We start from the raw sequence: 23,536 nt of genomic DNA on the forward strand, positions 1-23,536 counted from the left end.
GGCGCCCCGCGGCCCCCGGCCCCCCCGGCCGGCCCCCCCCCCCGCGCGGCCGCGCCCGCGGAACCGTCCCCAGGACCGAAGGGGCACATTCGACATGATCCGTACCACCGGCACGGCCGGACGTCCCGGCACGGCCGCGCACATATCCGCGCCGCGACGGCGCCTGACACCCGCCGTCGCGCTGCTGGGCGCCGGGGCGTTCCTCGCCACCGCGACCGTCGCCCTGCCGGGCAGCGGCCCCGCCGGGGCGTCCAGCCACCGCGAGGCGCCGCTGATCGCCACCAGCCCGCAGCTGGACAACACCGACGTGTACGCGTTCGTCAGCCCCGACAAGACCGACTCGGTCACGCTGATCGCGAACTTCGTACCGTTCCAGGAGCCCAACGGCGGGCCCAACTTCTACCCGTTCGCCGCCGACGCGCGCTACAACCTCAACGTCGACGCGGACGGCGACGCGAAGCCGGACGTGACGTACCGCTTCACCTTCAAGAACCAGGACAAGCGCGGCACCAGCACGTTCCTGTACAACAACGGGCCGGTCACCTCGCTCGACGACGAGAACCTGCTGTTCCGGCAGACGTACACCGTCGAGGAGATCCGCCCCGGCAAGGCCCCGCGCAAGCTCGTCGAGAACGCGGTCGCCGCGCCGTCCAACGTCGGCAAGGCGTCGATGCCGAACTACGGCGCACTGCGCGACGCGGCGCTCACGGACGTGCCCGGCGGAGGCAAGGTGTTCGCGGGTCAGACCGAGGACCCCTTCTTCCTCGACCTGCGCGTCTTCGACCTGCTGTACGGCGGCGACCTCAGCGAGGTCGGCCAGGACACCGTGGCCGGCTACAACGTCAACACGATCGTGCTGCAACTCCCCAAGGACACCCTCGCGTTGAACGGCGACGCGGCCCGCAACCCGGTGATCGGCATCTGGAGCACCACCGAGCGACGCGGCTTCGACATCGTCACCGAGGACGGCAAGAACCGCGACTGGGGCAAGTTCGTCCAGGTCTCCCGGCTCGGCAACCCGCTGGTCAACGAGGTCGTCGTACCGGCCGCGCTCAAGGACCGCTTCAACGCCCTGACTCCCGACCAGGACGCGAAGGTGCCCGAGTTGGTCGACCGGGTCAACAACCCCGAGGTGCCGCAGCTGATCGAGAAGATCTACGGCCTCAAGGCCCCCGCCACGCCGCGCGCCGACCTGGTGGAGATTTTCCTGACCGGCATCGCCAAGGCCACCAACGGCCCGATCCAGGCGGACCTCAACTCCCAGCTCCTCAACAAGGACGTCGACCCGAAGAAGTTCGTGCCCGCGGAGGAACTGCGGCTGAACATGTCGGTGCCGCCCGCCGCGAAGCCCAACAGGCTCGGCGTGCTCGGCGGCGACCTGGCCGGCTTCCCGAACGGGCGCAGGCTGACCGACGACGTCCTGGACATCGAACTCCAGGCCCTGGAAGGCGCCGCGGCCACCGGCAAGCTCGTGCCGGCACTGGCCAAGGGCGACATGGTCGACGTCAACAACAAGGGCTTCGGCAACTCGTTCCCGTACGTGGGACTGCCGGAGTACTGGCCGGTCAACCGCGCGCTGCCCAAGAGCTGACCCGACTCTCTTCGACGGACACCGGCTCGGGGGCGACCGCCCCCGGCCGGGCTCCTTGGGGGGAGCACGCATGACCGAGCAGGTGACCACCACAACGTCCGACGGTACGGACCGTGCCACCACGCGGACCGGCGGGCCGGTCGACGCGCATCCTGGCGCACGGCCTGGCGCGCAGTCCGCCGCACAGCCCGACGCGCCTCCGCGCGAACGCCGCACGCGCGCGCTCCGGTTGCTGGCCGCGACCACCGCCGCCGCGACCCTCCTGACCGGCGTCCCGGCCCTGCTGACCCTCCCGGACGGCAGGTCGGCCCCGGCGGCGCCCTCCGCCGCGGCGCCGCCCGTACCGGACGCATCCTCCGGCCGCGGTTCGCTCGACGCCGTGATCGCGGCGGCGCAGGGCAAGTTGCGGAACGCCCCGGACGACGCACGCACCTTGGCAACGCTGGGCGCGGCGTACGTCGAGCAGGCCCGCGTGACCGGCGACCCCGCGTACTACCCGCGTGCCGAGGAAGCGCTGACACGGGCGCTCGCGTCGAGCACGCCCGGTTCGGCCGCGCACGTACCGGCGCTCGTCGGACTGGCCGCCCTCGCGAACGCCCGCCACGACTTCGTGACGGCACGGGAGTTCGCCGCGCGGGCCGTGGCGGCGGAGCCCTTCGACGCGGCCGCCCACGGGGCTCTCGCGGACGCACTGACGCAGTTGGGAGCCGCCGCCGAGGCGACGGCCGCAGTACAGCGCATGCTTGATCTGCGCCCGTCCGTCGCGTCCTTCACGCGGGCGAGCTACGACCTCGAACTGCGAGGAGACACGGCCGGCGCGAAAGCCGCGCTGGAACGCGCGCTGGAGATCGCGGCGACGTCGGACGAGATCGCGTTCTGCCGTCGCTACCTCGGCGAACTGGCCCGGCGTACCGGCGATCCGGCGGGCGCGGTGGCCCACTTCGACGCAGGGCTGCTCGCGTCACCCGGTGACCCCGCCCTGCGCGCGGGACGCGCGGCCGCGCTCACGGCAGTCGACCGCCGCGACGAGGCGCTCGCGGAGTACGCCGCCGCAACCGCCGCGCTGCCCGTGCCGGGGCTCCTGGTCGAGTACGGCGAACTCCTGGACTCCACCGGCCGCCCCGCCGAAGCCCGTGCGCAATACGACCTCGCCGCGGCGTCCTTCGCCCTCCTGGAGGCCAACGGAGCACGCGACGACCTCGCCCGCGCGCAGTTCGAAGCCGATCACGGCGACCCTGCCGAGGCACTGCGGCGGGCCGAGGCCGAGTGGGAGCGCGCGCCGTCCGTCTTCGCGGCGGACGCGCTCGGATGGGCGTTCCACCGCAACGGCCGTGACAGCGAGGCATTGGAGTACGCCCGGCGCGCGGTCTCCGGCGGATGGCGCGACCCGCTGCCGGTCGGGCACTTGGCAGCCGTAGAGGCGGCCGTCGCCCGGCAGGCACAGCCGACGGATGCGCAGGCGCAAGCCGGAGTCCCAGCCCAGACGCAGACGCAGACCCAGACGCAGACGCAGACGCAGACCCAGACGCAGGTACAGACGCAGGCGCAGACCCAGACGCAGGCGCAGGCGCGCGGAGGTGCGGCATGACATCCACGGCTACCGGGCCCGGGACATGGCGGCGGCGCGCGGCCGTCGTCCTCGGGGCCCTCGCGCTGGCCGTCACCGGGCAGTTCGCCGCCGGTCCGGCCGCGTCCGCGCACCCGCTCGGGAACCTGAGCGTCAACCAGTACCACGGGCTGACCGTGCGGCCGGACCGTGTCGACGACTTCGCGGTGGTGGACCTCGCCGAGATCCCGACGCTCCAGGAGCGGGAGCGCATCGACACCGACCGCGACGGCACCGCCGTACCCGCGGAACTCGCCGCGTACGCGGGCCGGACATGCGCAGGCGTCGCGGGTGACCTGCGGATCACCGTCGACGACCGCCCGTCCTCCGTCCGCGTCATCGCCGCCCGCGCCGAACAGGCGCGCGGCAGCGGCGGGTTGGCCACAACCCGAGTCGAGTGCGAATTGACCGCGCCGGTGGACCTCACGCGGGGAGCCCGGCTCAAGGTGGCGACCTCCCACCTCGGCGACCGCGTGGGGTGGCGCGAGTTCACCGCTGTCGGAGACGGCGTCGCACTGCCGGACGACGGTACGCCGCGGGTCAGTCCGAGCGCGCAACTGCGTTCCTATCCGACGGACTTGCTCAGCTCCCCGCTCGACGTACGTGCGATCGATCTGCAAACGCGTCCGGGTACGGATGCGGCGCCCGGCAAGGCGGCCGCGCCGGACGGGCCGCTCCCGGGCTTCGTCGAGGACGCGTACGGCGCGGTGCAGGACACGTTCGACAACCTGGTCGGCGCCGACCGCATCACGGTGGGCGCGGGTGTCGCGGCCGTACTGCTGGCCCTGCTGCTCGGTGCCTCGCACGCGGCGCTGCCGGGCCACGGCAAGACGGTGATGGCCGCCTACCTGGCGCTGCGGGGTGCGGACGGGCGGCGGCAGGGCGTACGCGACGCGGTGACCGTGGGAGCGACGGTCACGCTGACACATACTGCGGGGGTCCTGGTGCTGGGGCTGCTGCTGACCGGTTCCGCATCGCTGACAGGCGACACGGTGATCGCTTACCTGGGCGCCGCAAGCGGCGTTCTGGTCGTGGCGGTCGGGGTGAGCCTGCTGCGCGCGGCGCTGCGGGGCCAGGGGCTCGCCCACAGCCACGCGCACGCACACGGGGACACCCATGGGCCCATCCACGGGCACGGCCACGCGCACGAACACGGTCACTTGCACGGGCACGGCGACGGCCACCACGCGCACGACGGCCACGCGCACGAGCACACGCACGAACGCGTCCTCGTCGCAGCGGCCGTTGCCGCGCCGCACCACGACGGACACGGCGCGCAGCCCAGTGCCGCCGGACACACCGCCGAGCACGGTCACACGCACGCCGACGCCCAGACCCCGGCCCACTCTCACGTGCCTGCGACACGTCCCGAGACGTCGACCGCCCGCCCCCGACGCCGCCTTCTGGTCGGCATGGGCATAGCCGGCGGACTTGTACCGAGCCCGTCCGCGCTCGTCGTCCTGCTGGGTGCCATCGCTCTCGGCCGGACCGCCTTCGGCGTGCTGCTCGTGCTGGCGTACGGCCTGGGCATGGCGGCAGTACTGACCGCCGCGGGGCTGCTCCTCGTACGGGTGCGCGAGCGCGTACGCCGACGCCTGCCCGGCACCTCCCGCCTCGCCCGGCCGACCCGGCCTGTCCTGCGCCGGGCACCTGCCCTCACCGCCCTGTTCGTCGTCGCCGTGGGGCTCGTCCTCGCGTGGCGCGGACTGTCTTCACCCTCCGCCTTCGGATGAACCGGCCCTGCCCGGGACGACCACGGCACCGGATCCCACCCGTCCGCTCCAGTGAGAGGAAACAGCCATGACCCGCACCACGAGCACGATCCGGCGACGGCTCGCCATAGCCGCCGCGGCGTCCGCCCTCGCCCTGCTGACCGCGTGCTCCGGAGGCGGCGGCAAGAAGGCCGCACCCGCCGCCGGGGACGGCGCGTTCGCTCCCGCGCCCGGCACCGCCGCCTGCCAGGAGCACCAGCGCAACGAGCCCGGCGTCGAGTACACGTCGGAGGAGGAGGGTGACACCGGCAAGGTGTTCGAGATGCTCCGCCACTACACGGCCAACGGCCTGAAGCCCTTCTGCGACGGCAAGGCGGCAACCGACCTGGACAAGCGCTGGGCCGATCTCTTCCTCGGCTTCGGCGCCGATCCGGGGCTGATCGCACCGGAGCTCGGGGGCAGTGGACAGCCTCCCGCGGAGCCCATGGAGGACCTGGAGGCAGCGGCCCCCTAAAGGTCTAAACCAATTTCTTTCGGCCCCTTGTCAGCCCCGCCCCGTCACTGATTCGCTACAGGCGATAGAAGATGTCACGCAAAGTCTGTTTGACGGAGGAAAACGCGTGAGTGACGCAGCCGAGAACCGCGACGCATTGTCCAACCTGCTCAAAGAGGAGCGCCGCTTCCCGCCGCCCCCCGCGCTCGCAGCCTCGGCCAATGTGACGGCCGCGGCGTACGCGGCGGCGGACGCCGACCGGCTGGGCTTCTGGGCCGAGCAGGCCGCGCGCCTCTCCTGGGCGACCGCCCCGACCGAGACGCTGGACTGGTCGAACGCGCCGTTCGCGAAGTGGTTCGCCGACGGCGAGCTCAACGTCGCCTATAACTGCGTGGACCGCCATGTCGAGGCCGGCCTCGGCGACCGCGTCGCGATCCACTGGGAGGGCGAGCCGGGCGACAGCCGCGCCATCACGTACGCCGAGCTCCAGCGCGAGGTCTCCAAGGCCGCCAACGCGCTGACCGGGCTCGGCGTCGAGGCCGGCGACCGCGTCGCCATCTACCTGCCGATGATCCCCGAGGCGGTCGTGTCGATGCTGGCGTGCGCGCGCATCGGCGCGCCGCACTCGGTCGTCTTCGGCGGCTTCTCGGCGGACGCCGTCTCGTCGCGCATCCAGGACGCCGACGCGCGCATCGTCATCACCGCGGACGGCGGCTACCGGCGCGGCAAGCCCTCCGCCCTCAAGCCGGCCATCGACGACGCGCTCGCGTCGTGTCCCGACGTACGCAATGTGCTCGTGGTCCGCCGGACGGGCGAGGACGTCGCGTGGACCGAGGGCCGCGACGTGTGGTGGCACGACGTGGTGGACGCGCAGCCCGACACGCACACCCCGCGCGCGTTCGCTGCCGAGCACCCGCTGTTCATCCTCTACACCTCCGGCACCACCGGTAAGCCGAAGGGCATCCTGCACACGTCGGGCGGCTACCTGACACAGGCGTCGTACACCCACCACGCGGTGTTCGACCTCAAGCCCGAGACCGACGTCTACTGGTGCACCGCCGACATCGGCTGGGTCACCGGCCACTCGTACATCGTGTACGGCCCGCTCTCCAACGGCGCCACGCAGGTCATGTACGAGGGCACCCCCGACACCCCGCACCAGGGCCGCTGGTGGGAGGTCGTGCAGAAGTACGGCGTCACGATCCTCTACACCGCCCCCACCGCGATCCGCACGTGCATGAAGTGGGGCGACGACATCCCCGCGAAGTTCGACCTGTCGTCGCTGCGCGTCCTCGGTTCGGTCGGCGAGCCGATCAACCCCGAGGCGTGGATGTGGTACCGCAAGAACATCGGCGGCGACCGCTGCCCGATCGTCGACACGTGGTGGCAGACCGAGACCGGCGCGATGATGATCAGCCCGCTGCCGGGCGTCACCGAGGCCAAGCCCGGATCCGCGATGCGCCCGCTGCCCGGCATCGCCGCCGACGTCGTGGACGACAACGCCCAGCCGGTCCCGAACGGAGGCGGCGGCTACCTCGTGCTGACCGAGCCGTGGCCGTCGATGCTGCGCACGATCTGGGGCGACGACGAGCGCTTCAAGGACACCTACTGGTCGCGCTGGGAGGGCCTGTACTTCGCGGGCGACGGCGCCAAGAAGGACGAGGACGGCGACATCTGGCTGCTCGGCCGCGTCGACGACGTGATGCTCGTCTCCGGCCACAACATCTCGACGACCGAGGTCGAGTCGGCGCTCGTGTCGCACCCGAAGGTCGCCGAGTCGGCGGTCGTCGGCGCGACGGACGCGACCACCGGGCAGGCGATCGTGGCGTTCGTCATCCTGCGCGGCAGCGCCGCGGAGGCGGAGGGCATCGTCGACGAACTGCGCAACCACGTGGGCGCGACGCTCGGCCCGATCGCCAAGCCCAAGCGGGTCCTGATCGTGCCCGAGCTGCCGAAGACGCGGTCCGGCAAGATCATGCGCCGCCTGCTGCGCGACGTCGCGGAGAACCGTGAACTGGGCGACGTCCAGACGCTGACGGACCCGGACAGCGTGCGTCGCATCTCTTTCATTTTGAGTGAGGGCAAGAGCCAGTCCAGCGAGGACTGAGCCCCAGCCAGACGAAGGACCCCGCACCGTCCAGGCAGACAGTGCGGGGTCCTTCGCAGTCAGCTCAGAGGCTAGGCGCGCTGCGCTCCGTCGGGCCACAGGACGTGCACAGGCTTGCCCAGCGAACGCGCGTACTCGACGACGTCAGCGGTGCCGCCCTTCCCTCCCGACGGGCCGCTATCCCACACGGCAAACATCTCATCGCACTGTGTGACGAGAGCTTCGTTGGCGGCGGTGTAGGCGTCGCGGTTCGCTGTCGCGTAGGGCATCGTCTGAATCTCAGCCGCTCGGGTGATGAGCGCGTCAAAGTCTTCGCGATAGTGCGGCTTGACCTTCGCCAGTCGGTAGTCCTCAGACGGCAGAACCACGATGAGGCGTCCGCCCAGCTCCAAGACGACACGAGCGAAAACGGCATCGGCCCCCTGCGCGATACAGCTCACGCCGGTCAGCTCCTGGTCCGGGGTTCCCGCCAGATGTTGGCGTAGGGCATCGGCGACCAAGAGCGCCGTGGCCGGGGTGATGTTCATGTGCCCGGTGATTCCGTAAGTTGGCAAGGCTCCATCTCCACTACGCCGTGAGAAGATCCCGCATCCTATCCCGCAAGTCGCGTATGCCCGGGTACGAGGCTCGGGCTGCGGTGTAGCCGTAAAGCCCACGCAACTGCTCGACCACGCGGCCGGATTGGGTGTGCTCCGCGACGTCCATCGCGCCGCTTGCAGCGCGTACCCCGGCACTGTGGTCGCCCTGTATGAACAGCACCTCGGCCAAGCCGATGCGATCCAGGGCGAGGCTTCGGAGGCCCGTGCGACCACGCGTCTCGATCGCCTGCGTGATGTTTCGCCGTGCCGGCTCTGCGTACTTGGGGTCGAACCGCGCAAGCTCCAGCCAGCGACCGCCAGTGACGCCGGCGATCTCGGCTTCCCCGTAGTAGGCAATCCAGTGCGGCTCGTCTGTGGCGACGGCATTTGCGAACGTGTCCTCGGCCGTGGCGGTTGCGCGGCGGAACGCCTCTACACGCCCGAGCTTCGCGTACGCCCATGCCTCGCGCGTATGCAGCATGGACATCACCGCGGGGGTCGCATGACCTTGAGCCCCGTCCCGCGCCAACCTGATGATGTCGAGGGCGTCGTTCGCGCGGTCGAGGTACAGGTACTGCCGGGCCAGTCCTGCTAGAACCTTCGCTCCGTAAGGCCGGTCACCAGCGGCCTTCGCGGACTGGACGGCCATGAGGTAGTAGTCCTGGGCTGTCTTCTGCATGCCGCAGTCCCACGACATCGTGGCCGCGGAGCCTGCCAGTTCGGCCATGACCGCGTACAGACGACGTTGGATGCGACGGGGATGTGGGACCTTCAACAGGTCCGCGACCTCACTAAGCTGCCCGACGACCGCCTTGCGGTGAATGCCCCCACCGAACTGGTGATCCCACTGGCGGAACACGCGGGCAGCGTGCTCAAGCTGGGACACCTCATCTTCGCCGACCCCCCGTGCACGACCCGACCATTGCTCCTTCGGGTCGTCCCGCAGCCATCGCTCAAGAGACTCGACCAGCGTCGGGCCGAGGCTGCCGGCCAGCACTGCCACCGCCGCAGTCCGACGGTCCATCACGAGATCGCTCCTTGTGTATCGCCTTACCATGTCGGTGACTTGCCGAGGATCCCACACGAGCGAGACGCCACTCCCGCTGCTTGCATCTGGGAGGGCACCTTCCCACGCGCGGTCAGCCAGACCGAGCATCCGCCCAGGGATTCGGATGCCGTCAGCGATTCGCTCGATCACCGCAAGCTTTTCAATGGCGTGACGCGAATTGATGACGTCGCTGACGCGGTTGGGCGTCAACTCGCACGCCCTCGCGATGGCGGACGCCGAAATACCTGACGACTTGATCACCGCGAACACGACGCTGAAATCGCGTCGTTGGCACGCGGCGATCATCTCCGGCTTGACTAACAGCCGCGGCATGACGTCGGCGATGCTTGTCCCGGACATCCGCCCCCCTGGGCCGGGTAATGGTGGCCAGATCCAGTGTGCCGGGGATCTCCGTACTTACCGTCGGGTTCACCCAAGGTGGGTACCCCATACGCGCTTGGACGCCCCTCGACGTCCCCTTTGACTGGTCATGGGCAGCTCAAGGGGCGGCCGGCTCCCCCGAACGAACCCTTGAGCTACCACGTAGGCGCAGTGCCTCGTCGGCTGTAGTCGCTGGCCGGCGGGGCACTGTCACCAGCTCAAGATGCAGGGGGCACTTGATGACCAAGTCGGCCGCAGAATCGCCGACCTCCACGAGCCAGCCACTTGGCCTACCCGAACTCGGTGCGATCGTCGAGACGTTCGAGCACGGTCGCCAGCGGGTGATGGACGTGACGGGCCGCGGTGGCGAGCGGACCGTCTACCTGAGACCCGAATGCGGCGGTCTCGAATGGACGGTCCGTGCGGCCAACTGGCGACAGGTGGTCAAGCCGTGACGAAGGCCCCCAGCGTGGAAGTGACGTCACTGGCGCCGGAGACCGTGGCGGGACTGCCGTACCCGAACAGGTCCATCGAACTGGGCTGGCCGCGGGCGGCCATTGAAGGCGTCGACGGACGCTACGTCGAACGGAGCCTCTTTCTGCGCACCTCGCCGATGGAGGCGTGCGAACTGGCGCTCGCCATCCAGGAGATCATGCCGGCCTCCGTCATGGCCGAGGCGAGGCGACGTCGCGAGCACGGCGAGGCGTGTTCGGATACAGGCGTACTGAGGCTGCTACGTGACGGCTTGCTGCGCTGGGCCGAGAAGGACGGCGAAGGAGACGCCCATGCAGCCTGACTCGGATGCGCCGCTCCCTTCACCGCCCCGTCGAGCACGCCAGCAGCGTGTCTTGCTGCCGGGCGGAGGCACTGGGTTTCTGTTGGGCGTTGAGCGCGGCGTGGCTCGCGCCTTGGACCCCGAAACCGGAGACACGCAGACCTTCGCCGCGCACCTGGTGCGAGACGCACCGCGAGGCGCACAGGGCGCAGGCCCGACGACCACACCGACGCCCGATCGACGTTCCGTCGAAGAGCGGATCGAGCAGGCGACTGAATCGTTCACCTCCTCGCGGATGAGGGCGTTCGCACGGCTGGAGGCGGAGGAGCCCCAGGGGGCCCCATCGGCTGGCGACAAGGATCAACCACACCCCGACTCGGATGCCTAGGAGATGCGCTGTGAACTACGAGGAATATCGCGCCGCTCAGGAGCTGCGGCGAAGCGCGAGTCAGACGCAGCCCGTGCCCGGACAGGAGACAGCCGCGCACGAGGAGGCCGCCACTTCGACAACGCGGGGGCGGCCCTCGTCGTCCTCGCAGGACTCGCGCAACTCGCCTACGAGTTGACCCCGCCGTAGGCAAGCTCCTACGGCCCTCAGCGTCCGTGCGCAGGCCCCTAACGGGTGCTTCGCCGGGCTGTACCACCGCACGACGGCGCAACGCAGCCGCGGGCGCCGGGTTCGGCAGTTCGTACCCACCCAAGACCGGGAGGAGATACGTCATGACCGTGACCGACGTGCAAGTGCGCGACCCGAGGGAACTCCTCGGCGATGACCTGTGGGTGCGCACCATCACCCTGATGTTGCGCGACAAGCCGCTGTGGGACCGCGTGATGGCCGAGCGCGTCCTTGGCCAGGCCGTGGCCTACCTGATCACCGCATTCGAGACCTGGGACATCGAACCGGGCATGGAGATCGGCTGTGGCGAGCTGATCGACGAGGGCGTGCACGCGCTCATCCTCGACACCGCCAACTACCGAACGCTCTGCGAGCGGTACATGGGCGAGGGCCGGTTCCTCGACCACATCCCGGAGATCGACCGCAAGGCCGACGGCACCGTGATGCGCACCGCAGCCGTGATCCAGCAGCACGGCTTCGAGATCGACTGGCCGCTGTGGGAGCGCGATGCGGTGAAGTGCACGCCGTGCGCCCCGGGGGCCAAGTGCCACTGATCCACAACTGAACACGCCGGCCGGCGACGCTCCGCGGGGCGCCGCCGGTTCGGCACGCCCGCTCATTTTCGCAGGTCAGAACACGTTTGAGGGAATCTCTGCGAGTCTCCAGCGATCAAGAATCGGCCTGAGTAGCGTTGCCGCGTCGACGTTCATACGGGGCCTGAATCGCCCCCGAAACGAAGGTGCGCGGATCGCCTATGAGCATCAGCACGGCCGACTACTGGGACACCTACTACCCGAGCCTCGACGAGAGTGATCGCGACGAATTGCTCGGCAAGGGCTTCTCCTGGACACAGTGGGACCACCACGGGCCCGACGAGGGGTTCCTGCAACAACCGGACACAGCCCTCGAATTGGGCTCCGGGTTCGGGGTGCATGCGGCGTACCTGGCCATGAAGGGAGTGCGGACCACGGGAGTGGACATCTCCCCCGTCCAGCACGGGCGCGCATGCCGCATGTGGGGCGACGTGCCCGACCTGCGATTCGAGCTGGAAGACGTGCGCGACTATCTGGCCGAGACCAACGAGACGTACGACGCCATCTACTCGGTGTGGGCGGCCTCGTGGTTCACAAACCCCGCTGAACTCGTGCCGCTGGTCCGTGACCGGCTCAACCCTGGCGGGGTGTACGCCTTCTCTCAAGCACCTGCCGTCGAGGGCTGTTACGGGGCGCAGGGCATGCACGTGAACGGCTTCAAGGGCAAGAAGGGCGGCATTGCCCGCTGGTTCTACACGCCCGACATGTGGAACGGCATCCTGCGTAACTACGGCTTCCTCAACGTCGAGGCTGAGATCATCGAAGCCCCCGACCCGGAAGACCTCGGCACGCTCCTCGTGCGAGCGGTCGTCCCGCCTGGAGGGTGAGCAGCCGCCCCGAACGCATGCAGAAGCCCCCCTGGAACTCATCAGGGGGGCTTCTCGCACAACTCAGCGGATCGGGCACGCCCCTGAGGCACAGTCCCCGTCGGTCGAGTCCTCGACGCATGTCAGCTCGTACGTGGCGAACTCCTCGGCGGTGATCCGTTCGTACGGCGCCTGCGCACGGGTGCCGTCGACCATGACCGTGGTGCCCTTCAGGGCAGGCAGCCAACGGCGGACGATCTCCATCGTGTGCTCAAGGTCCAAGCCCTCGGGCACGTTGGCGGTGAAGGACACCGCGTTGTCGGCGTACTCCCGCTGGTACATCGCCTGGAAGGCGAGCATCCGATCGAGACTCAGTTCGGCCGCGGACTCAACGATCGCCGGGTCGTAGCCCATCGCCTCAACCTCGGCGACAAGCTTGTCCTTCGTGGGGAACGTGACGACGACCGTGTTGCCGGACTGGTCGTAGATGCACGTCTCGACGTCGTACCCCTGCGCCGCGAACTCCTCCACGGTCTTGGCCTGCGCCGCGTCGGTGATCGAATAGCGCACGCGGCGCAGGAAGTGCCGGCCGTAGATTGGATGGATGCCCTCGCTTACTCCGGGCAACTTCGCGATCGTGCCCGTCGGGGCGACCGTCGTCACCTTCACCGGCTCCGGGATCCGCAGCGAGTACGCGTACTCCCGCGCGGTGTCTCGCACAGAGTCACGCGCCAAGGTCAGCAGCGCGTGGAAGCCTTCCGCCTCGGGGGCGTCGGAGTAGCGGAGGCCGCTCTTCGCCAGGAAGCCCTGGACTCCGAGATGGCCGACGCCGATGCGTCGGTTCTTCGCCAGCAGGCCGGCCTGCTCCGCGTCGTTCACGTCTCCGTAGGTGGCGCGGATCAGGAAGCGGGCCATGAGCTCGTGCGCTCGGAAAAGCCCTTGGCTGTCGTAGTGGCCGTGCTTCTTGGTCGGTGCGAACGCATCGAGGTTGACGTGACCGAGATTGCAGTTCTCCCACGCTTCGAGCGCGATCTCTCCGCAGGGATTCGTGGCGATGACCTGCCCGACCTCGCCCACGTTGGAGTGGCTGGAGTTCCAGTACCCGGGCTCGCCGTTGCGCAGCATGCCCTCGACGACCTTGCGGTGCACCGTCCATGCCAACTCGGCGCCGCCGGGCCCGAAGTCGTCGACGCGGTCGCCGTTCAGGTAGTCGATGAAGTCCTCGTCGATCTCAACGGAGATGTTCGTCGTCCAGTGCTTCCCGGTGTCCTGCTTGCAGGCCAGGAACTCTTCAACGTGCGGGTCGTCCCACGCGCAGATCGCCATGCGGGCCGAGCGGCGGACGCCACCCGAGACGACGCATTCAGCGATGGCGTGGTCGATCTCCATGGCCTCGGTCGGCTTCAAGTGTCCGTGTCGGCTGGTTCGCACAGGCTCGAAGGAGCCCCAGATCTGGATCTCGGTTACATCCACGGTCACGTTGTTCAGGACGCGTGCCACCTCGGCCATCATGCGGGCGAACGGGCCGGGGCCGGATGCCGTGCCGCCGAAGGTCTTGAGGCGCGAGCCCTTGCAGCGGACGCGCGACACGTCGTAGACGCGCTGGCGGTGCTTGACCTCGTCTTCGGTCATGAACGTGTCGATCAGGTCCGTAAGTGCGGATGCCCAGCCTTCGCGGGAGTCCTCGACCTCGAAGGCGCCGGCCCAGTCGGAGTCGTACTCCGTCGACAGGAGGCCGGCCGCCTTCATCTCGTCGAAGTCCTGGTGCATCGGATCGCACACGATGTGCACGTCGAGTTCCCGGCGCGGGGCGCCGTACGGCTCCAGGTACTTCGACGAGTAGTTCGAGCCGACACCGCCGCCCTCCATGAGGCGCAGGAACGTGAACTCGAAGTGCCGGGACAGCTTCTCCCCCCAGCCGGCCACGTGGCAGTTGAAGAGGTACTGCCTCCCCTTCACACCGGAAGCCCACAGGTGCCGCCCTGCGGGGATTATCGCGAACCGGTCCATATAGGAGACCAGTTCCTCGTACTCGGCCGCCACACAGGCATCCCAGCCCTCACGCGGGCCGTGCACAAGCGCCAGGTTCCCCTGGGCGACACGGCGGACGGTCTCGGGCCACGTTTCCTTCGTGCCGTCGGCCTTGGTCCGCGAGTACGTCCGTTCGTACACGGTCTGCCCGGTCGGGCCGAAGGGGGTTTCGCTCAACGTTTCCGCTCCTCAATGCCAAGCCCACGGGCCCGGCAGGATGTGTTTTGCCGACTGAGAAAGCCGGCCCCATGGCGCGGAGAGGGCCTGGAGACCGAATTGCCTCCAGGCCCTCCGCCTTCCTAGGCCGCGTCCTCGTAGCTGATTTCGGCGTCGTAGCCGTCGATGTACCGTTCGCCGTTCAGGTGAGCCGTGAGCTTCCCGACCGCGCGCTCCGTCGCCTCCTGGGCCGACTGCTTTCGCACACCGCGAGTGGCCGCGATCTCCTCGTACGCCATGTCCAGGCCGTACCGCAGAACAAGAGAGGTGCGCTCGACCAGCGTGAGGTCCGCGTGCACGTAGCCGTGCCGGACGTCAGCCAGGTGCGCGAACAGCGGGGAACCCTTCTTCGGGTCGCGGTACCCGCGCGGCATGTCTGCATCGGGAAGCGTGTCGATCTTCATGCCGTACGCCGCCTCGCTGTCCCACACCGCGGGCAGCAGATGCTCCACCAGGGCCCGGTTGTAGCCGCCGCTCACACAGCCTCCGACAGGGCCGCCGAGTTCGTCTCGAATGAAGTCAGGCGGGTACGACGGCTCGCCTCGGTGCGCACCTTCATCACGAGGTGCTGGTGCAGGCGTGTGGCCAGCACGCCGTATCCGAGGTGCGGGTCCGTTAGGCATTCGCGCACCATCTGCGGCTTGGACGCGAGGATGATGACGGCTTCCTGGAAGGCGTCCTCGTACTCGATCGTCCGCGTGTCGGCGTACTGCTCGGCGAGGCGCCGTGCGGCCCGCTCGGCGACCTTCAGAGTCTCGGGGTCGTCCATAACCGACCAGTCCGCAAAAGCCTGTTCTGCGCTGGCGTACTCCGTCGTAGCAAGTTCGACGATGCTCAACTGACAACCTCCTTGACCGGGACGCGCCCGTCCTTGGTTACGGCGACGATCAGGCCCGGGGCCCCGATGGGGCCCTTCGCATGCCGCCACCACGTCGATTCGCTCTCCAGGGCCGGCACCTGGATGAAGGTGCGCGGGCCGTCGGCCTCGATCAGCTCGTGATGCAGATGGCCGGCGAGAAGCACGTCCGCTTGGTGCATGGCGCTTTCGCGGTTGAAGGCTTGGCCCTTCCACCACTCGAAGTGCTTGCCTGTGCGGAACTGATGGCCGTGGGCGTGGGCGACGACAGTCCCCGAGCAGTCGACGACGACCGTCAGTTCGTCCGTGTCGGGCACGTAGAACTCGGCGTGGCGGAAACGGTCAGGGTTGAGGTCCGCGGCGTCCTTGACGGCGATCAGGGACTCGGTGTCGTGCGAATCGTCGTACCTCGTCACGCCCTTGCCGTTGATCCGCACGGCTTCGCCGTGGTTGCCGGGCACGGCGGCCATGGTGAGGCGTTGGCACAGCGGCGCGAACAGGAGAAGCGCGTGCAGCATGACGCGGCGCGTGAGCCTGATCTGTTCGCTCAGGGTGAGCGTCGTGCGGGCCGTATTAGCTCCGCCCTGCGAGACGAAGCCCTCGACGTGATCGCCGAGCCATGCCACGTGGATGTGCTCTATGCGGAAGCGCAGCCGGTACTCGATGACGAGGTCGGCCGCCTTGTTCAGGCAGTCGATCGTGCGCTGAAGGGTGCCAGCCGGGCCATCGCCGTCTGCCTTGCCGAACTGCATGTCGCCGAGGGCGACGATCAGCGTGTGCGGCTCACCCGGGGGCAGCGGGAGTCCAGGGTGCAGGTTGATCGGCGTCGAGTCGATGGCGGCAAGTAGCTCGTCTATCGACGCACGCTCGCCCGTCCAATTAGCACACTGGCGCGCGAAGGTGAAGCGCGTGGACACACCGGTCTCGCCGTTCGCCATCGTCCACTCGGACGATCGGAAGCTGGCGACGGTCCACTCGGCCGGGTCGAGCCCCTGCCCCTTCAGTACGGCCGTGGCGGCGTCCTCGTTGGCCTCGAAGGACTCCCCCCGGATCGTCACTGTGGCCTCGTCGCCCTTGAGTTCGATCTGCTTAGTGAAGTCCCGGGCGGGGTCCGTCTGTCGGGGCTGCACGGCTGGGCCCACGGGCTTGGCCAGCAGCTCGTCAAGCAGCTCGCTCACTGATGCCCCCTTCCTGCCGGAGCGCCCGGCGGTACGTGCGGATCGTTGTTGCAGAGACGTAGTGGCCGTGCCTGGCCAGGGTCGTCGACAGCCACTCGGCCGATGTGTCGGCAAGGAGATGAGCCTTCAGCGCCTCGCGGGCCTCGGCGCCAAGCTCGGCCCAGATGGACGAGAGCGCAGGGCCTGGGGTGCCGGGGAGTTCAGTCACGCGGCACGACCTCGACGATGGCCACGATCGGGTAGTGCTCAACGCGGGATGCGTAGTCCGTGCCGAACCACTCCAAGCAGGGCTCGAACTCCGGGGCATATTGGGAGTATCGAGCCAGCTCGGTGTCGTCCACGCCCATGGCCACGAGAACCAGGTCGCCGTGCTTCGGGGTCACTCCGCCTCCTCCGGGTAGTGCAGCGCCAAGACGTGCTCGTACTCCGTGTAGTCGAAGCCGCGGATCTCGTCCGACCGCGCGTCGATCAGGTACTCACCTGGGATCAGGCCGTCCGTGGCCTTCTCGCCGGCCACGAGGTCCGCGTGGTGGAAGTAGCAGTTGAGCCCTTCGTGGTCCTCGATCCAGACGACGAAGCAGCCCGGCTCGCCATACTCGTCAAGGCAGGCGTGCTCGTGGAGGACGTACATGTCCTCGTTCTCGACGACCAGCGTGTGCACTCCGCCGGCCTCCGGAACCTTGCCGGGGTAGATGGCCTCGCGGGTGTCCTCGAAGGTGCTCTCGTCGCACAGCTCGAAGCCGACAATCACTGGCCACCGTCCAGCTTCTCGATCTTGGCGATGGCCACGGCCGCCACATCGAGCAGCACATCGCGCTGGCGCTGCCGGTCATCGCTTTCGCACAGCGCGCCGAAGGTGTGGGCGAGCAGCAACGCATCGAACGTGCCGGTCCGTTCGTACTCACGCGCCCAGGCGAACGCCCGGCCATCGTGCACGTGGCGACGCGCCTCGCCGTACGACTTCGACTCGTACTCGCCGAGTCCCTTGATGGCGGCTTTCAGGTCGTTGAGGATCCGCGTCATCGGGTCGGGCTTGCGGCCAGCCTTCTTGGGTGTCGTCTCGATCTCGGTCACGCCGCAAGCTCCTTCGGTACGAATGCGCTGAACAGCGCGTCGGCGCCGCCCGCCATGTAGGTGTCGGTCACATCGGCCTTGAGGCGAACTGCCTTGGCCGACCGAAGAGACCGGGTGATCTTGTTGACGAGTTCGGCGCCCGCGTCGTCGGGGTCAGCCCAGACCCATGTGCGGGAGAAGCCCGCCAGCATCCGCCGGTGGCGCCCGAACCACATCTTCGCGCCGGGAATGGCCACGGCCGGCAGGCCGAGCTTGGTCAGGATGACCGCGTCCAACTCGCCTTCGGTGACGTGGATTTCGTCACCAGCGCGGTGGATCGCTCCCACGTTGAACATCCGCGGGGGGTCTTCCTTGATCGAGTTGTACTTGCCGTGGAAGTGGTCCCTGTGGGCGTGCTCCTGGAGGCAGCGGAACCGGACGGTGAGCGGCCGGCTGTCGCGGTCCAGGTAGGGAATGGCGAGCATGCCTCGGAACCGCTCGTGACCCGGGGCCGGGTCAGCGACGACGCCAAGCCGGAATGTAGCCGCCTCCGCTCGACCGATTCCCCGGTCGAGGAGATACCGCGCGACGTCGGCCGTAACGTGCGCCTGATAGGTCGTCACCGCTTCCTCCAGCATCTCCCTCTGCGAGGTTGAGTGAGGCTGCAAGGGCTCGTGCTCCGCGGAAATCGGTGTCCTCCTTCTTCATGATCATTGAGTACGAGTCGCCGCCGGCCCCGCAGGAGTGGCAGTTCCACAGCCCCTCGTCGAGGCGGTAGGACATGGAAGGCGTGCGATCCTCGTGGAGGAGGCACCGGACCATGCCGGTGTTGCGGGCCGGGTTGAAGTCCACGCCGTAGTGCTGCATGACCGCTTCGAGCGTGGGCTTGCCCTCCGGGTCCGAACGCGAGTCCGAGTGCACGGTGTTGAGGTACAGCCGTCGGAGGCTCACTGCATCACCCCGAAGTACGTTTCGATGGCGACAATCAGGCAGATGTCTGCCTCCGGATCCGTCAGGAAGTCGCAGTAGGCGTCGACCCACTTCGGATCGTCATTCACTGCGACTCCAGGCCGAAGTAGTCCTCGACGGTCGTGAGCACGAACGCCTGGCGCCAGCCCTTGCCGCGCCGCTTGACGACGACGATGGACTCCACGTCTTCCAGGTCGAGGCCACGGTGCTTGGCGAAGTTCTTGCGCTCGGTGATCGCCTCACCAAGGAACACGCCCGGCTCGAACTTGGCGTTCTTCGCCTCGATCACCAGGAACTTCGCGTCCTCGGTACGGATGACCATGTCGCCCTCGTCCTCCTTGCCGGCCAGGCGGAGGGATTCGATGTCGAACCCGTCCGCCCTCAAGCCGTCGCGGAGTTCGCTCTCCCAGTCCGCCCCCTTCCGCTTGTTGCGCCTGTTGCGCGCCGCGATGCTGCTGCTCAAATCCCCAGCCCCCTCTTGTCTGTCCAATTTGCACACGTCATCCGAATGAGTCGACCACTGATTGCGATGGGGACCATTCGGCTTGCGGCCTGGGCTTCGCCGCTTGGACGATTTCGCGAGGAACCGCGCGCTTGAAGCGCGTGTACTCGGGCTCGCAGATCATCGTCGTGTAGCGCGACGCGGTCGGGTCGCAAGGCCCCATGCGCTGCTTGATGCACGCCACGTTGTACGCCATTGATGTCGGGTCCAGCGCGACTGCCAGCGACAATTCGGGCTTCTCGCTGAGGCCGCCCTTGACCTGATCCCGGCTCGGCGGGGCCCAAGGGTTGGTCTTGGCCTCCCATGCCTTGTCGCTCGCGTGGTGGAGGATGATCACCGTTGCGCCCGTGTCGCGGGCCAGCTCGGTGCAGCCCTGCATCACAGCCATCTGCTCGGTGTAGTCCGACTCCGCGCCCTCGAAGTCCATCAAGTTGTCGAACACCACCACTTGCGGGTAGGCGTCCCACAGTTCGACGTACGCCTCCATCTCCTCCTGCACTGCACGCCACGTGATCGGCGAGCCGAAGGAGAACGTCAGGTTCAGATGGGCCAGGGCCGCGAGGTAGTCCGCCCGGAACTGTCCCCCCTCAGCCATGCCGGCCTCGACCATCGCGGTCGTGTCCCGCGTCATCATCGACGCAAGCCGCGAAGAGGCGGTGAACGCGCTCATGTCCGCGCTGAAGTAGAGCGTCGGCAGGTTCATCTGGGCGACCCAGAACAGCGCAAGGCCGGACTTCTGCGTGCCGGAGCGGCCAGCAATCATGACGACCTCGCCATGGCGCGGGCAGACGCCCATCGCGTACAGGTCCGCGAACGCCTCTATCCGCGGGAGTTCGCGACCCGACTCCGCATTGAGCGCCAGAGACCGACCAGCCGTGAGCACGTACGAGACCCCCTTCGAGGGCGAGCGGCGACCCGCCACATGTCGGCGGAGTCGAGGACGACGATCCGCCGGATGCCAGCGGAGTTGATCAGAGTGAGGCAGGCCGGGCAGGGCCGGCGCGTGACGTACAGCCGCGCTTCCTGAAGCTCGTACGCCGAGAAGCCCTTGACGAGCGCGTCTTCGATAGCGTTGCGTTCGGCGTGCGTGGCCGGGCAATTCGAGTAGTCCGAATCCCTCGCGCACTCCGCGGTGGAGAGCTGACCCCGCGGGCAGTTGTCCGCCGTCGCACAGCCGGGCAGGCCGGGCGGCAGGCCGTTGTATCCAAGGCCGAGCACGCGGTTCTTACGGCTCAGGATGACTGCGCCGACCTTCGCTCGGGTGCAGTCCGCGCGCTGCGCTACGGCGACGGCAATGCCCAGGGCCCATTCCTCCCAGGTAGGTCGGAGGCTCACCGACGCTCCTTATCCTTCACACGCCAGATGTAGCCCCTCGGGCCGTACTGGCAGTGCCACTTACTGACCTGCACGTGCGAAGCGTCGTGCTCGCAGCGATGCACGCGGAACCAGCGGAACTTCCGCGCTCCACAGACAAATCCCATCGGACACCCCTTTCTGCGGGTCGAGACCCGCGCATCAACCTCCCTTCTGCACTCGGTCCAATTTACACACTTGGATCAGTCGAAGTCGGGTGCCTCTGCCACGGCCGCGTCCGCGGCGGCCTCGCGCGCCGTCATGTACTCGATGACGGCCTGACGCACCTTCGCGTCGGTCGCCGGCCGCCACACCCACGCCGGGTGGGCACCGGGCTTTGTGGGCGGGACCTGGTCGAGGGTGACGATCGTCGAGTTCCCGACGACGGTTTCCAAGTCACGCGCGAGGACGGTCTGTTCGATCCGTTGCCCCTTCGCGACCTCGGGCAGCCCGAGCGCCAGCGAAGCATCGTCGCGGAAGACGGCCACGTCGGCCAGGATGCTGTCCTTCGGCCCGTTGGGGGTGGGGCGCTGACGCTCGAAGGAGTGGACGTCCAGGAGGATGGCGACCGCGCCTGCGGCCTCCTTGGGCTTGAACCAGCCGCCAGCCTGAACCGGGATGTCAACGAGAGCCACTAAGCGTTCTCCTTAGTTCTGTGAACTGTGATGCGTTGAGGGTTACTTGGAGAGGCAGCGGGCCGGCATGTCGCCGACCTTGCTGAGGGACCAGAGGCCGCACGGGGCGGAGGTCCAGATGAGAAGGCCGCTCGCGATGGTCGCGAGGACCACAACGATGGCGATGAAGTCGAGCTTCTTCACCACGGCCGCTCCGCCACCACGGTCGTAGTGACCTGGAGGTCCCGGAGGTTGGCGCCCAGGGGGACGCCGGCAAGGAAGGCTTCCCTGATGTCGGCTGTGATCGACTCGCCCAGCTCGACTTCGTCAGCCAGGAAGCCGAGAGGCACCTCGATCTCGTAGGCATACGTTGCGGTGGAGACGATGGTGACCCTGCTCATGCGGCAGCCGCCTGGAGCTCCTTGCCCTTCTCCTTGTAGCGCGCCAAGAGAGGGGTGTTGAAGAGGGCCTGGTTCTCTGCCCAGATGCGCTTCAGGCCCTCGACGGTGGTCGCCTGTGCGATCAGGCCGATGACGTAGGCGTCGGGGTCCTCCGCCTTCGGCTCCGACGCCGCGGGCGGCTGCGGTGCAGGCGCCTGGTTCGCTGTGGCCGCCACCCACGGGTCCTCACTCGGCGTCGCCGCAGGTGCCGGTGCGGGCTGCTCGTGGGTCACCGTTGCCCCGAGCTGCGAGCCGAGAAGGCCCTTGCTGTGTGCGATGTTCGTCGCGTTGATGACGATGCTGTCCAGACTCAGGCCCCGCTGGCTCTCCGGGTCCATCCCGAAGTACTCCATGATGTTGGCCCGGATCTCCGAGAGCGTTCCCCGGAAGACCACCCAACTGTCGTCGTGGCCCTTGCCGTACTTGATCGTGACCGACGTTTCACTCACTAGGAACCCGCTCTCCCTCTGGTTCAATTAGCACACTTGGATCTAAAAGTCGGGGCTCGACTCGCAGCCCCTCTCGTTCGGTCCAATTTACACACTCGGCCCGACAGTGTCAACCACCGGCGCCTCGACGAATCCCCGGAAGGGGAACATCGCCTTGCCCTTGCCCGTGCGGGCCTTCCTGATCGTGAGCGCAAGCTGAGCCAGCTCCCACCCGATCGTCAGGTCGACCCAGTGCAATTTACACACGCCGGTGCCCGAAGGCAAGTGGATGATGATGCCCCACTCCTGATTCACGTCCGGCAGTGGCATGTACGCCTGCGCAGCCTCTTCGGCTGAGAACTGGCGCTTCTTCCAGGCGGCCAGCGCCTTCTTGTCCTTGGCGTCCACCGGGAAGTACGTGTGGTCGTACAGCTCACCGCGGCTGTAGACCGCAAGTTGCGACGCCATCTTCAGAGCGCCGTACTCGATGCCGCCCGTCTTCACGTCAGCGATGAAGTTCCCGGTGATGCGCTCGCCGTCGGGGCCGGGTCCGTCGTAGTTCATCAGCCGGTCGAAGGTGCCCGCTGCGCCGAGTTGGTTGACGACGACGAACTGTTCCGCAGAGACGACCGTCATGGCGGACGTGGCCATCATGTAGGCGGCGATATCCTCCAGGTCGGCGGCCGAGGCCCCGGGCGGAAGCGGCTCCGCGCGGTCTGCGTACTCGGTCAGGCTGTGGAGGTACGTGCCCTTCTCCCGCTTGTCGTTGGCCCCCGAGGCGTCCGCCGCCTGTTCGGCAAGCGCGTTGAGCTGCTTCTTGTCGGCTTCGGGGTCTAGTGCGCCGGCCTTCGCGATCAGGTCCGGGCGCTTCGTGGCGCCGAGCAGGACCATCCGCTTGCCCCAGTCGTTGAGATTGGACTTGTCTTCGATGCAGTCGATGAAGGTCGTCGTGCGAGTGTGGCCTGTCGGCTTGCCGCCAGCCTTCGGAACGATGATCGGCCGACCCCAACCGTCGCGCGGTACGGCGTGGTTCGGGTGGGTAGGTGCGGGCTGAGGGATCTCGACCAGATTCAGGACCATACGGGCAGCCCCTCCAGCGAAGTCCCGCCGTTGATCAATGCGCAGTAGATGCGGATGGTACCGTCCTCCAGGATTTCGGGTTCGCACTCGTCTTCGTCGAGTGGTTCGAGGCCGAGCCGCTCGGCAATGCGGATCATGACTGCCATCACTGTCGACTTGTAGCCCGGACGGGCGTCGATGCAGGCGTCGAATGCTTCCGTGTCGATGCGGAGGGTGATCAAGCCGTCATGGCTTGTGAAGTACTCGGGGATACTGCGCTGCGCGTGTGTAGATGTGCCAAGGTTCATCCAACCACCACCCCCAGGTGTGCAAGTTTCACCGGCGTTCATCTTTGCCGTGCGGTCTGACACTGTCAACCGCGAATGACTAGGGCCTTTCTAGTCGTTGGACGCCCGGAACCCGCCAAAGGTTGTCCCGTTCGAAACTTTGTTCGAATAGCTACTTTACTGTACGATGTACGCACTAAGGCCCCCCGTGATTGCCGCACGGGGGGCCTACGTCTTGCGGTAC

General features: G+C 68.0%; 30 protein-coding genes. 9 read left to right on the plus strand and 21 right to left on the minus strand.

The genetic code is table 11. The annotated features are described in order from the left end of the window. The first annotated feature begins 94 nt into the window (after positions 1 to 94). The 5 genes from AB0C36_RS06765 to acs all read left to right on the plus strand — a co-directional run bounded on the left by AB0C36_RS06765 (position 95) and on the right by acs (position 7,509). Complete coding sequence (locus AB0C36_RS06765) at positions 95 to 1,591, plus strand: DUF4331 domain-containing protein (protein WP_358350267.1); 1,497 nt, start codon at positions 95 to 97, stop codon at positions 1,589 to 1,591. A 70-nt stretch (positions 1,592 to 1,661) separates the two neighbouring features. Continuing rightward, the gene (locus AB0C36_RS06770) at positions 1,662 to 3,179 is read left to right on the plus strand and encodes a tetratricopeptide repeat protein (protein WP_358350270.1); all 1,518 of its coding nucleotides are present in this window, start codon (positions 1,662 to 1,664) and stop codon (positions 3,177 to 3,179) included. Further along, a complete protein-coding gene (locus AB0C36_RS06775) occupies positions 3,176 to 4,930 on the plus strand; it encodes an urease accessory protein UreH domain-containing protein (RefSeq protein WP_358350273.1) in 1,755 nt (584 codons plus the stop codon). The genes AB0C36_RS06770 and AB0C36_RS06775 overlap by 4 nt, the downstream gene beginning before the upstream one ends. Positions 4,931 to 4,997: 67 nt before the next feature. Next, on the plus strand, positions 4,998 to 5,423 hold the full coding sequence (locus AB0C36_RS06780) for a hypothetical protein (protein WP_358350276.1): 426 nt from the start codon (positions 4,998 to 5,000) through the stop codon (positions 5,421 to 5,423). A 106-nt stretch (positions 5,424 to 5,529) separates the two neighbouring features. Beyond that, a complete protein-coding gene (gene acs / locus AB0C36_RS06785) occupies positions 5,530 to 7,509 on the plus strand; it encodes an acetate--CoA ligase (protein ID WP_358350278.1) in 1,980 nt (659 codons plus the stop codon). Between the two features lie 71 nt (positions 7,510 to 7,580). Here the strand turns inward: acs and AB0C36_RS06790 are convergent, their stop codons facing one another. Next, complete coding sequence (locus tag AB0C36_RS06790) at positions 7,581 to 8,036, minus strand: hypothetical protein (protein WP_358350281.1); 456 nt, start codon at positions 8,034 to 8,036, stop codon at positions 7,581 to 7,583. A gap of 40 nt (positions 8,037 to 8,076) precedes the next feature. After that, positions 8,077 to 9,495, minus strand: a complete 1,419-nt coding sequence (locus AB0C36_RS06795) for an NsdA family TPR-like regulatory protein (RefSeq protein ID WP_358350284.1) — start codon at positions 9,493 to 9,495, stop codon at positions 8,077 to 8,079. Between the two features lie 260 nt (positions 9,496 to 9,755). On the opposite strand from AB0C36_RS06795, the gene AB0C36_RS06800 reads away from it, so the two are divergent. From AB0C36_RS06800 to AB0C36_RS06815, 4 genes are all read left to right on the plus strand, one after another. Then, positions 9,756 to 9,971, plus strand: coding sequence for a hypothetical protein (locus AB0C36_RS06800; RefSeq protein ID WP_358350286.1), 216 nt, complete (start codon positions 9,756 to 9,758; stop codon positions 9,969 to 9,971). After that, complete coding sequence (locus tag AB0C36_RS06805; RefSeq protein WP_358350288.1) at positions 9,968 to 10,312, plus strand: hypothetical protein; 345 nt, start codon at positions 9,968 to 9,970, stop codon at positions 10,310 to 10,312. The genes AB0C36_RS06800 and AB0C36_RS06805 overlap by 4 nt, the downstream gene beginning before the upstream one ends. A 699-nt stretch (positions 10,313 to 11,011) precedes the next feature. Continuing rightward, positions 11,012 to 11,461, plus strand: coding sequence for a glycine-rich domain-containing protein (locus tag AB0C36_RS06810; protein WP_358350291.1), 450 nt, complete (start codon positions 11,012 to 11,014; stop codon positions 11,459 to 11,461). A gap of 200 nt (positions 11,462 to 11,661) precedes the next feature. Continuing rightward, on the plus strand, positions 11,662 to 12,327 hold the full coding sequence (locus AB0C36_RS06815; protein ID WP_358350293.1) for a class I SAM-dependent methyltransferase: 666 nt from the start codon (positions 11,662 to 11,664) through the stop codon (positions 12,325 to 12,327). Positions 12,328 to 12,390: 63 nt separating this feature from the next. Here AB0C36_RS06815 and nrdJ read toward each other — a convergent pair whose 3' ends face one another. From nrdJ to AB0C36_RS06905, 19 genes are all read right to left on the minus strand, one after another. Beyond that, entirely contained in the window at positions 12,391 to 14,514 is a 2,124-nt protein-coding gene (nrdJ, locus tag AB0C36_RS06820; protein ID WP_358350296.1) for a ribonucleoside-triphosphate reductase, adenosylcobalamin-dependent, read from the minus strand. 122 nt (positions 14,515 to 14,636) lie between these two features. Beyond that, positions 14,637 to 15,032, minus strand: a complete 396-nt coding sequence (locus tag AB0C36_RS06825; protein ID WP_358350299.1) for a hypothetical protein — start codon at positions 15,030 to 15,032, stop codon at positions 14,637 to 14,639. Beyond that, on the minus strand, positions 15,029 to 15,391 hold the full coding sequence (locus AB0C36_RS06830; RefSeq protein WP_358350302.1) for a hypothetical protein: 363 nt from the start codon (positions 15,389 to 15,391) through the stop codon (positions 15,029 to 15,031). Before AB0C36_RS06830 ends, AB0C36_RS06825 begins: the two co-directional genes overlap by 4 nt. Next, entirely contained in the window at positions 15,388 to 16,587 is a 1,200-nt protein-coding gene (locus AB0C36_RS06835; protein WP_358350305.1) for a hypothetical protein, read from the minus strand. The genes AB0C36_RS06830 and AB0C36_RS06835 overlap by 4 nt, the downstream gene beginning before the upstream one ends. A gap of 200 nt (positions 16,588 to 16,787) precedes the next feature. Beyond that, entirely contained in the window at positions 16,788 to 16,970 is a 183-nt protein-coding gene (locus AB0C36_RS06840) for a hypothetical protein (RefSeq protein ID WP_358350308.1), read from the minus strand. Then, positions 16,967 to 17,338 carry a hypothetical protein gene (locus AB0C36_RS06845; RefSeq protein WP_358350310.1) on the minus strand — a complete coding sequence of 124 codons (372 nt, stop codon included), beginning with the start codon at positions 17,336 to 17,338 and terminating at the stop codon, positions 16,967 to 16,969. Before AB0C36_RS06845 ends, AB0C36_RS06840 begins: the two co-directional genes overlap by 4 nt. Then, on the minus strand, positions 17,335 to 17,661 hold the full coding sequence (locus tag AB0C36_RS06850; RefSeq protein WP_358350313.1) for a hypothetical protein: 327 nt from the start codon (positions 17,659 to 17,661) through the stop codon (positions 17,335 to 17,337). The genes AB0C36_RS06845 and AB0C36_RS06850 overlap by 4 nt, the downstream gene beginning before the upstream one ends. Next, positions 17,658 to 18,275, minus strand: coding sequence for a toprim domain-containing protein (locus tag AB0C36_RS06855; RefSeq protein ID WP_358350591.1), 618 nt, complete (start codon positions 18,273 to 18,275; stop codon positions 17,658 to 17,660). Before AB0C36_RS06855 ends, AB0C36_RS06850 begins: the two co-directional genes overlap by 4 nt. Beyond that, positions 18,157 to 18,507, minus strand: a complete 351-nt coding sequence (locus AB0C36_RS06860; RefSeq protein ID WP_358350594.1) for a CHC2 zinc finger domain-containing protein — start codon at positions 18,505 to 18,507, stop codon at positions 18,157 to 18,159. The genes AB0C36_RS06855 and AB0C36_RS06860 overlap by 119 nt, the downstream gene beginning before the upstream one ends. Before the next feature lie 80 nt (positions 18,508 to 18,587). Further along, complete coding sequence (locus AB0C36_RS43200; RefSeq protein ID WP_435838999.1) at positions 18,588 to 18,698, minus strand: DUF7215 family protein; 111 nt, start codon at positions 18,696 to 18,698, stop codon at positions 18,588 to 18,590. Then, entirely contained in the window at positions 18,695 to 19,072 is a 378-nt protein-coding gene (locus tag AB0C36_RS06865) for a hypothetical protein (protein ID WP_358350316.1), read from the minus strand. Before AB0C36_RS06865 ends, AB0C36_RS43200 begins: the two co-directional genes overlap by 4 nt. Before the next feature lie 37 nt (positions 19,073 to 19,109). Beyond that, a complete protein-coding gene (locus AB0C36_RS06870) occupies positions 19,110 to 19,994 on the minus strand; it encodes an AAA family ATPase (RefSeq protein ID WP_358350319.1) in 885 nt (294 codons plus the stop codon). Next, positions 19,931 to 20,446: a deoxycytidylate deaminase gene (locus AB0C36_RS06875; RefSeq protein WP_358350322.1), complete on the minus strand. Its 516-nt coding sequence runs from the start codon at positions 20,444 to 20,446 to the stop codon at positions 19,931 to 19,933. The genes AB0C36_RS06870 and AB0C36_RS06875 overlap by 64 nt, the downstream gene beginning before the upstream one ends. Positions 20,447 to 20,667: 221 nt before the next feature. After that, complete coding sequence (locus AB0C36_RS06880; protein ID WP_358350325.1) at positions 20,668 to 21,099, minus strand: hypothetical protein; 432 nt, start codon at positions 21,097 to 21,099, stop codon at positions 20,668 to 20,670. Between the two features lie 42 nt (positions 21,100 to 21,141). Continuing rightward, positions 21,142 to 21,285 carry a hypothetical protein gene (locus tag AB0C36_RS06885; RefSeq protein WP_358350328.1) on the minus strand — a complete coding sequence of 48 codons (144 nt, stop codon included), beginning with the start codon at positions 21,283 to 21,285 and terminating at the stop codon, positions 21,142 to 21,144. Then, positions 21,279 to 21,479 (minus strand): hypothetical protein, encoded by a 201-nt coding sequence (locus tag AB0C36_RS06890; protein ID WP_358350331.1) that lies wholly within the window; start codon positions 21,477 to 21,479, stop codon positions 21,279 to 21,281. Before AB0C36_RS06890 ends, AB0C36_RS06885 begins: the two co-directional genes overlap by 7 nt. After that, positions 21,476 to 21,967 (minus strand): hypothetical protein, encoded by a 492-nt coding sequence (locus tag AB0C36_RS06895; protein ID WP_358350334.1) that lies wholly within the window; start codon positions 21,965 to 21,967, stop codon positions 21,476 to 21,478. The genes AB0C36_RS06890 and AB0C36_RS06895 overlap by 4 nt, the downstream gene beginning before the upstream one ends. 87 nt (positions 21,968 to 22,054) lie before the next feature. After that, positions 22,055 to 23,026 (minus strand): hypothetical protein, encoded by a 972-nt coding sequence (locus AB0C36_RS06900; RefSeq protein WP_358350337.1) that lies wholly within the window; start codon positions 23,024 to 23,026, stop codon positions 22,055 to 22,057. Then, on the minus strand, positions 23,017 to 23,313 hold the full coding sequence (locus AB0C36_RS06905) for a hypothetical protein (RefSeq protein WP_358350339.1): 297 nt from the start codon (positions 23,311 to 23,313) through the stop codon (positions 23,017 to 23,019). The genes AB0C36_RS06900 and AB0C36_RS06905 overlap by 10 nt, the downstream gene beginning before the upstream one ends. Between the last annotated feature and the right edge of the window lie 223 nt (positions 23,314 to 23,536).

The organism is Streptodolium elevatio (genome assembly GCF_040649515.1).
GTDB classification, from domain to species: Bacteria; Actinomycetota; Actinomycetes; order Streptomycetales; family Streptomycetaceae; genus Yinghuangia; species Yinghuangia elevatio.

Excerpts from the sequence above, each read along its gene's own strand:
- AB0C36_RS06790 (WP_358350281.1), bottom strand. The coding sequence starts at position 8,036 with ATGAACATCACCCCGGCCACGGCGCTCTTGGTCGCCGATGCCCTACGC.
- AB0C36_RS06905 (WP_358350339.1), bottom strand. The coding sequence starts at position 23,313 with ATGAACCTTGGCACATCTACACACGCGCAGCGCAGTATCCCCGAGTAC.
- AB0C36_RS06780 (WP_358350276.1), top strand. The coding sequence starts at position 4,998 with ATGACCCGCACCACGAGCACGATCCGGCGACGGCTCGCCATAGCCGCC.
- AB0C36_RS06770 (WP_358350270.1), top strand. The coding sequence starts at position 1,662 with ATGACCGAGCAGGTGACCACCACAACGTCCGACGGTACGGACCGTGCC.
- AB0C36_RS06765 (WP_358350267.1), top strand. The coding sequence starts at position 95 with ATGATCCGTACCACCGGCACGGCCGGACGTCCCGGCACGGCCGCGCAC.
- AB0C36_RS06900 (WP_358350337.1), bottom strand. The coding sequence starts at position 23,026 with ATGGTCCTGAATCTGGTCGAGATCCCTCAGCCCGCACCTACCCACCCG.
- AB0C36_RS06810 (WP_358350291.1), top strand. The coding sequence starts at position 11,012 with ATGACCGTGACCGACGTGCAAGTGCGCGACCCGAGGGAACTCCTCGGC.
- AB0C36_RS06795 (WP_358350284.1), bottom strand. The coding sequence starts at position 9,495 with ATGTCCGGGACAAGCATCGCCGACGTCATGCCGCGGCTGTTAGTCAAG.
- AB0C36_RS06890 (WP_358350331.1), bottom strand. The coding sequence starts at position 21,479 with ATGAGCAGGGTCACCATCGTCTCCACCGCAACGTATGCCTACGAGATC.
- AB0C36_RS06860 (WP_358350594.1), bottom strand. The coding sequence starts at position 18,507 with ATGCAGCACTACGGCGTGGACTTCAACCCGGCCCGCAACACCGGCATG.
- AB0C36_RS06815 (WP_358350293.1), top strand. The coding sequence starts at position 11,662 with ATGAGCATCAGCACGGCCGACTACTGGGACACCTACTACCCGAGCCTC.
- AB0C36_RS06800 (WP_358350286.1), top strand. The coding sequence starts at position 9,756 with ATGACCAAGTCGGCCGCAGAATCGCCGACCTCCACGAGCCAGCCACTT.
- AB0C36_RS06775 (WP_358350273.1), top strand. The coding sequence starts at position 3,176 with ATGACATCCACGGCTACCGGGCCCGGGACATGGCGGCGGCGCGCGGCC.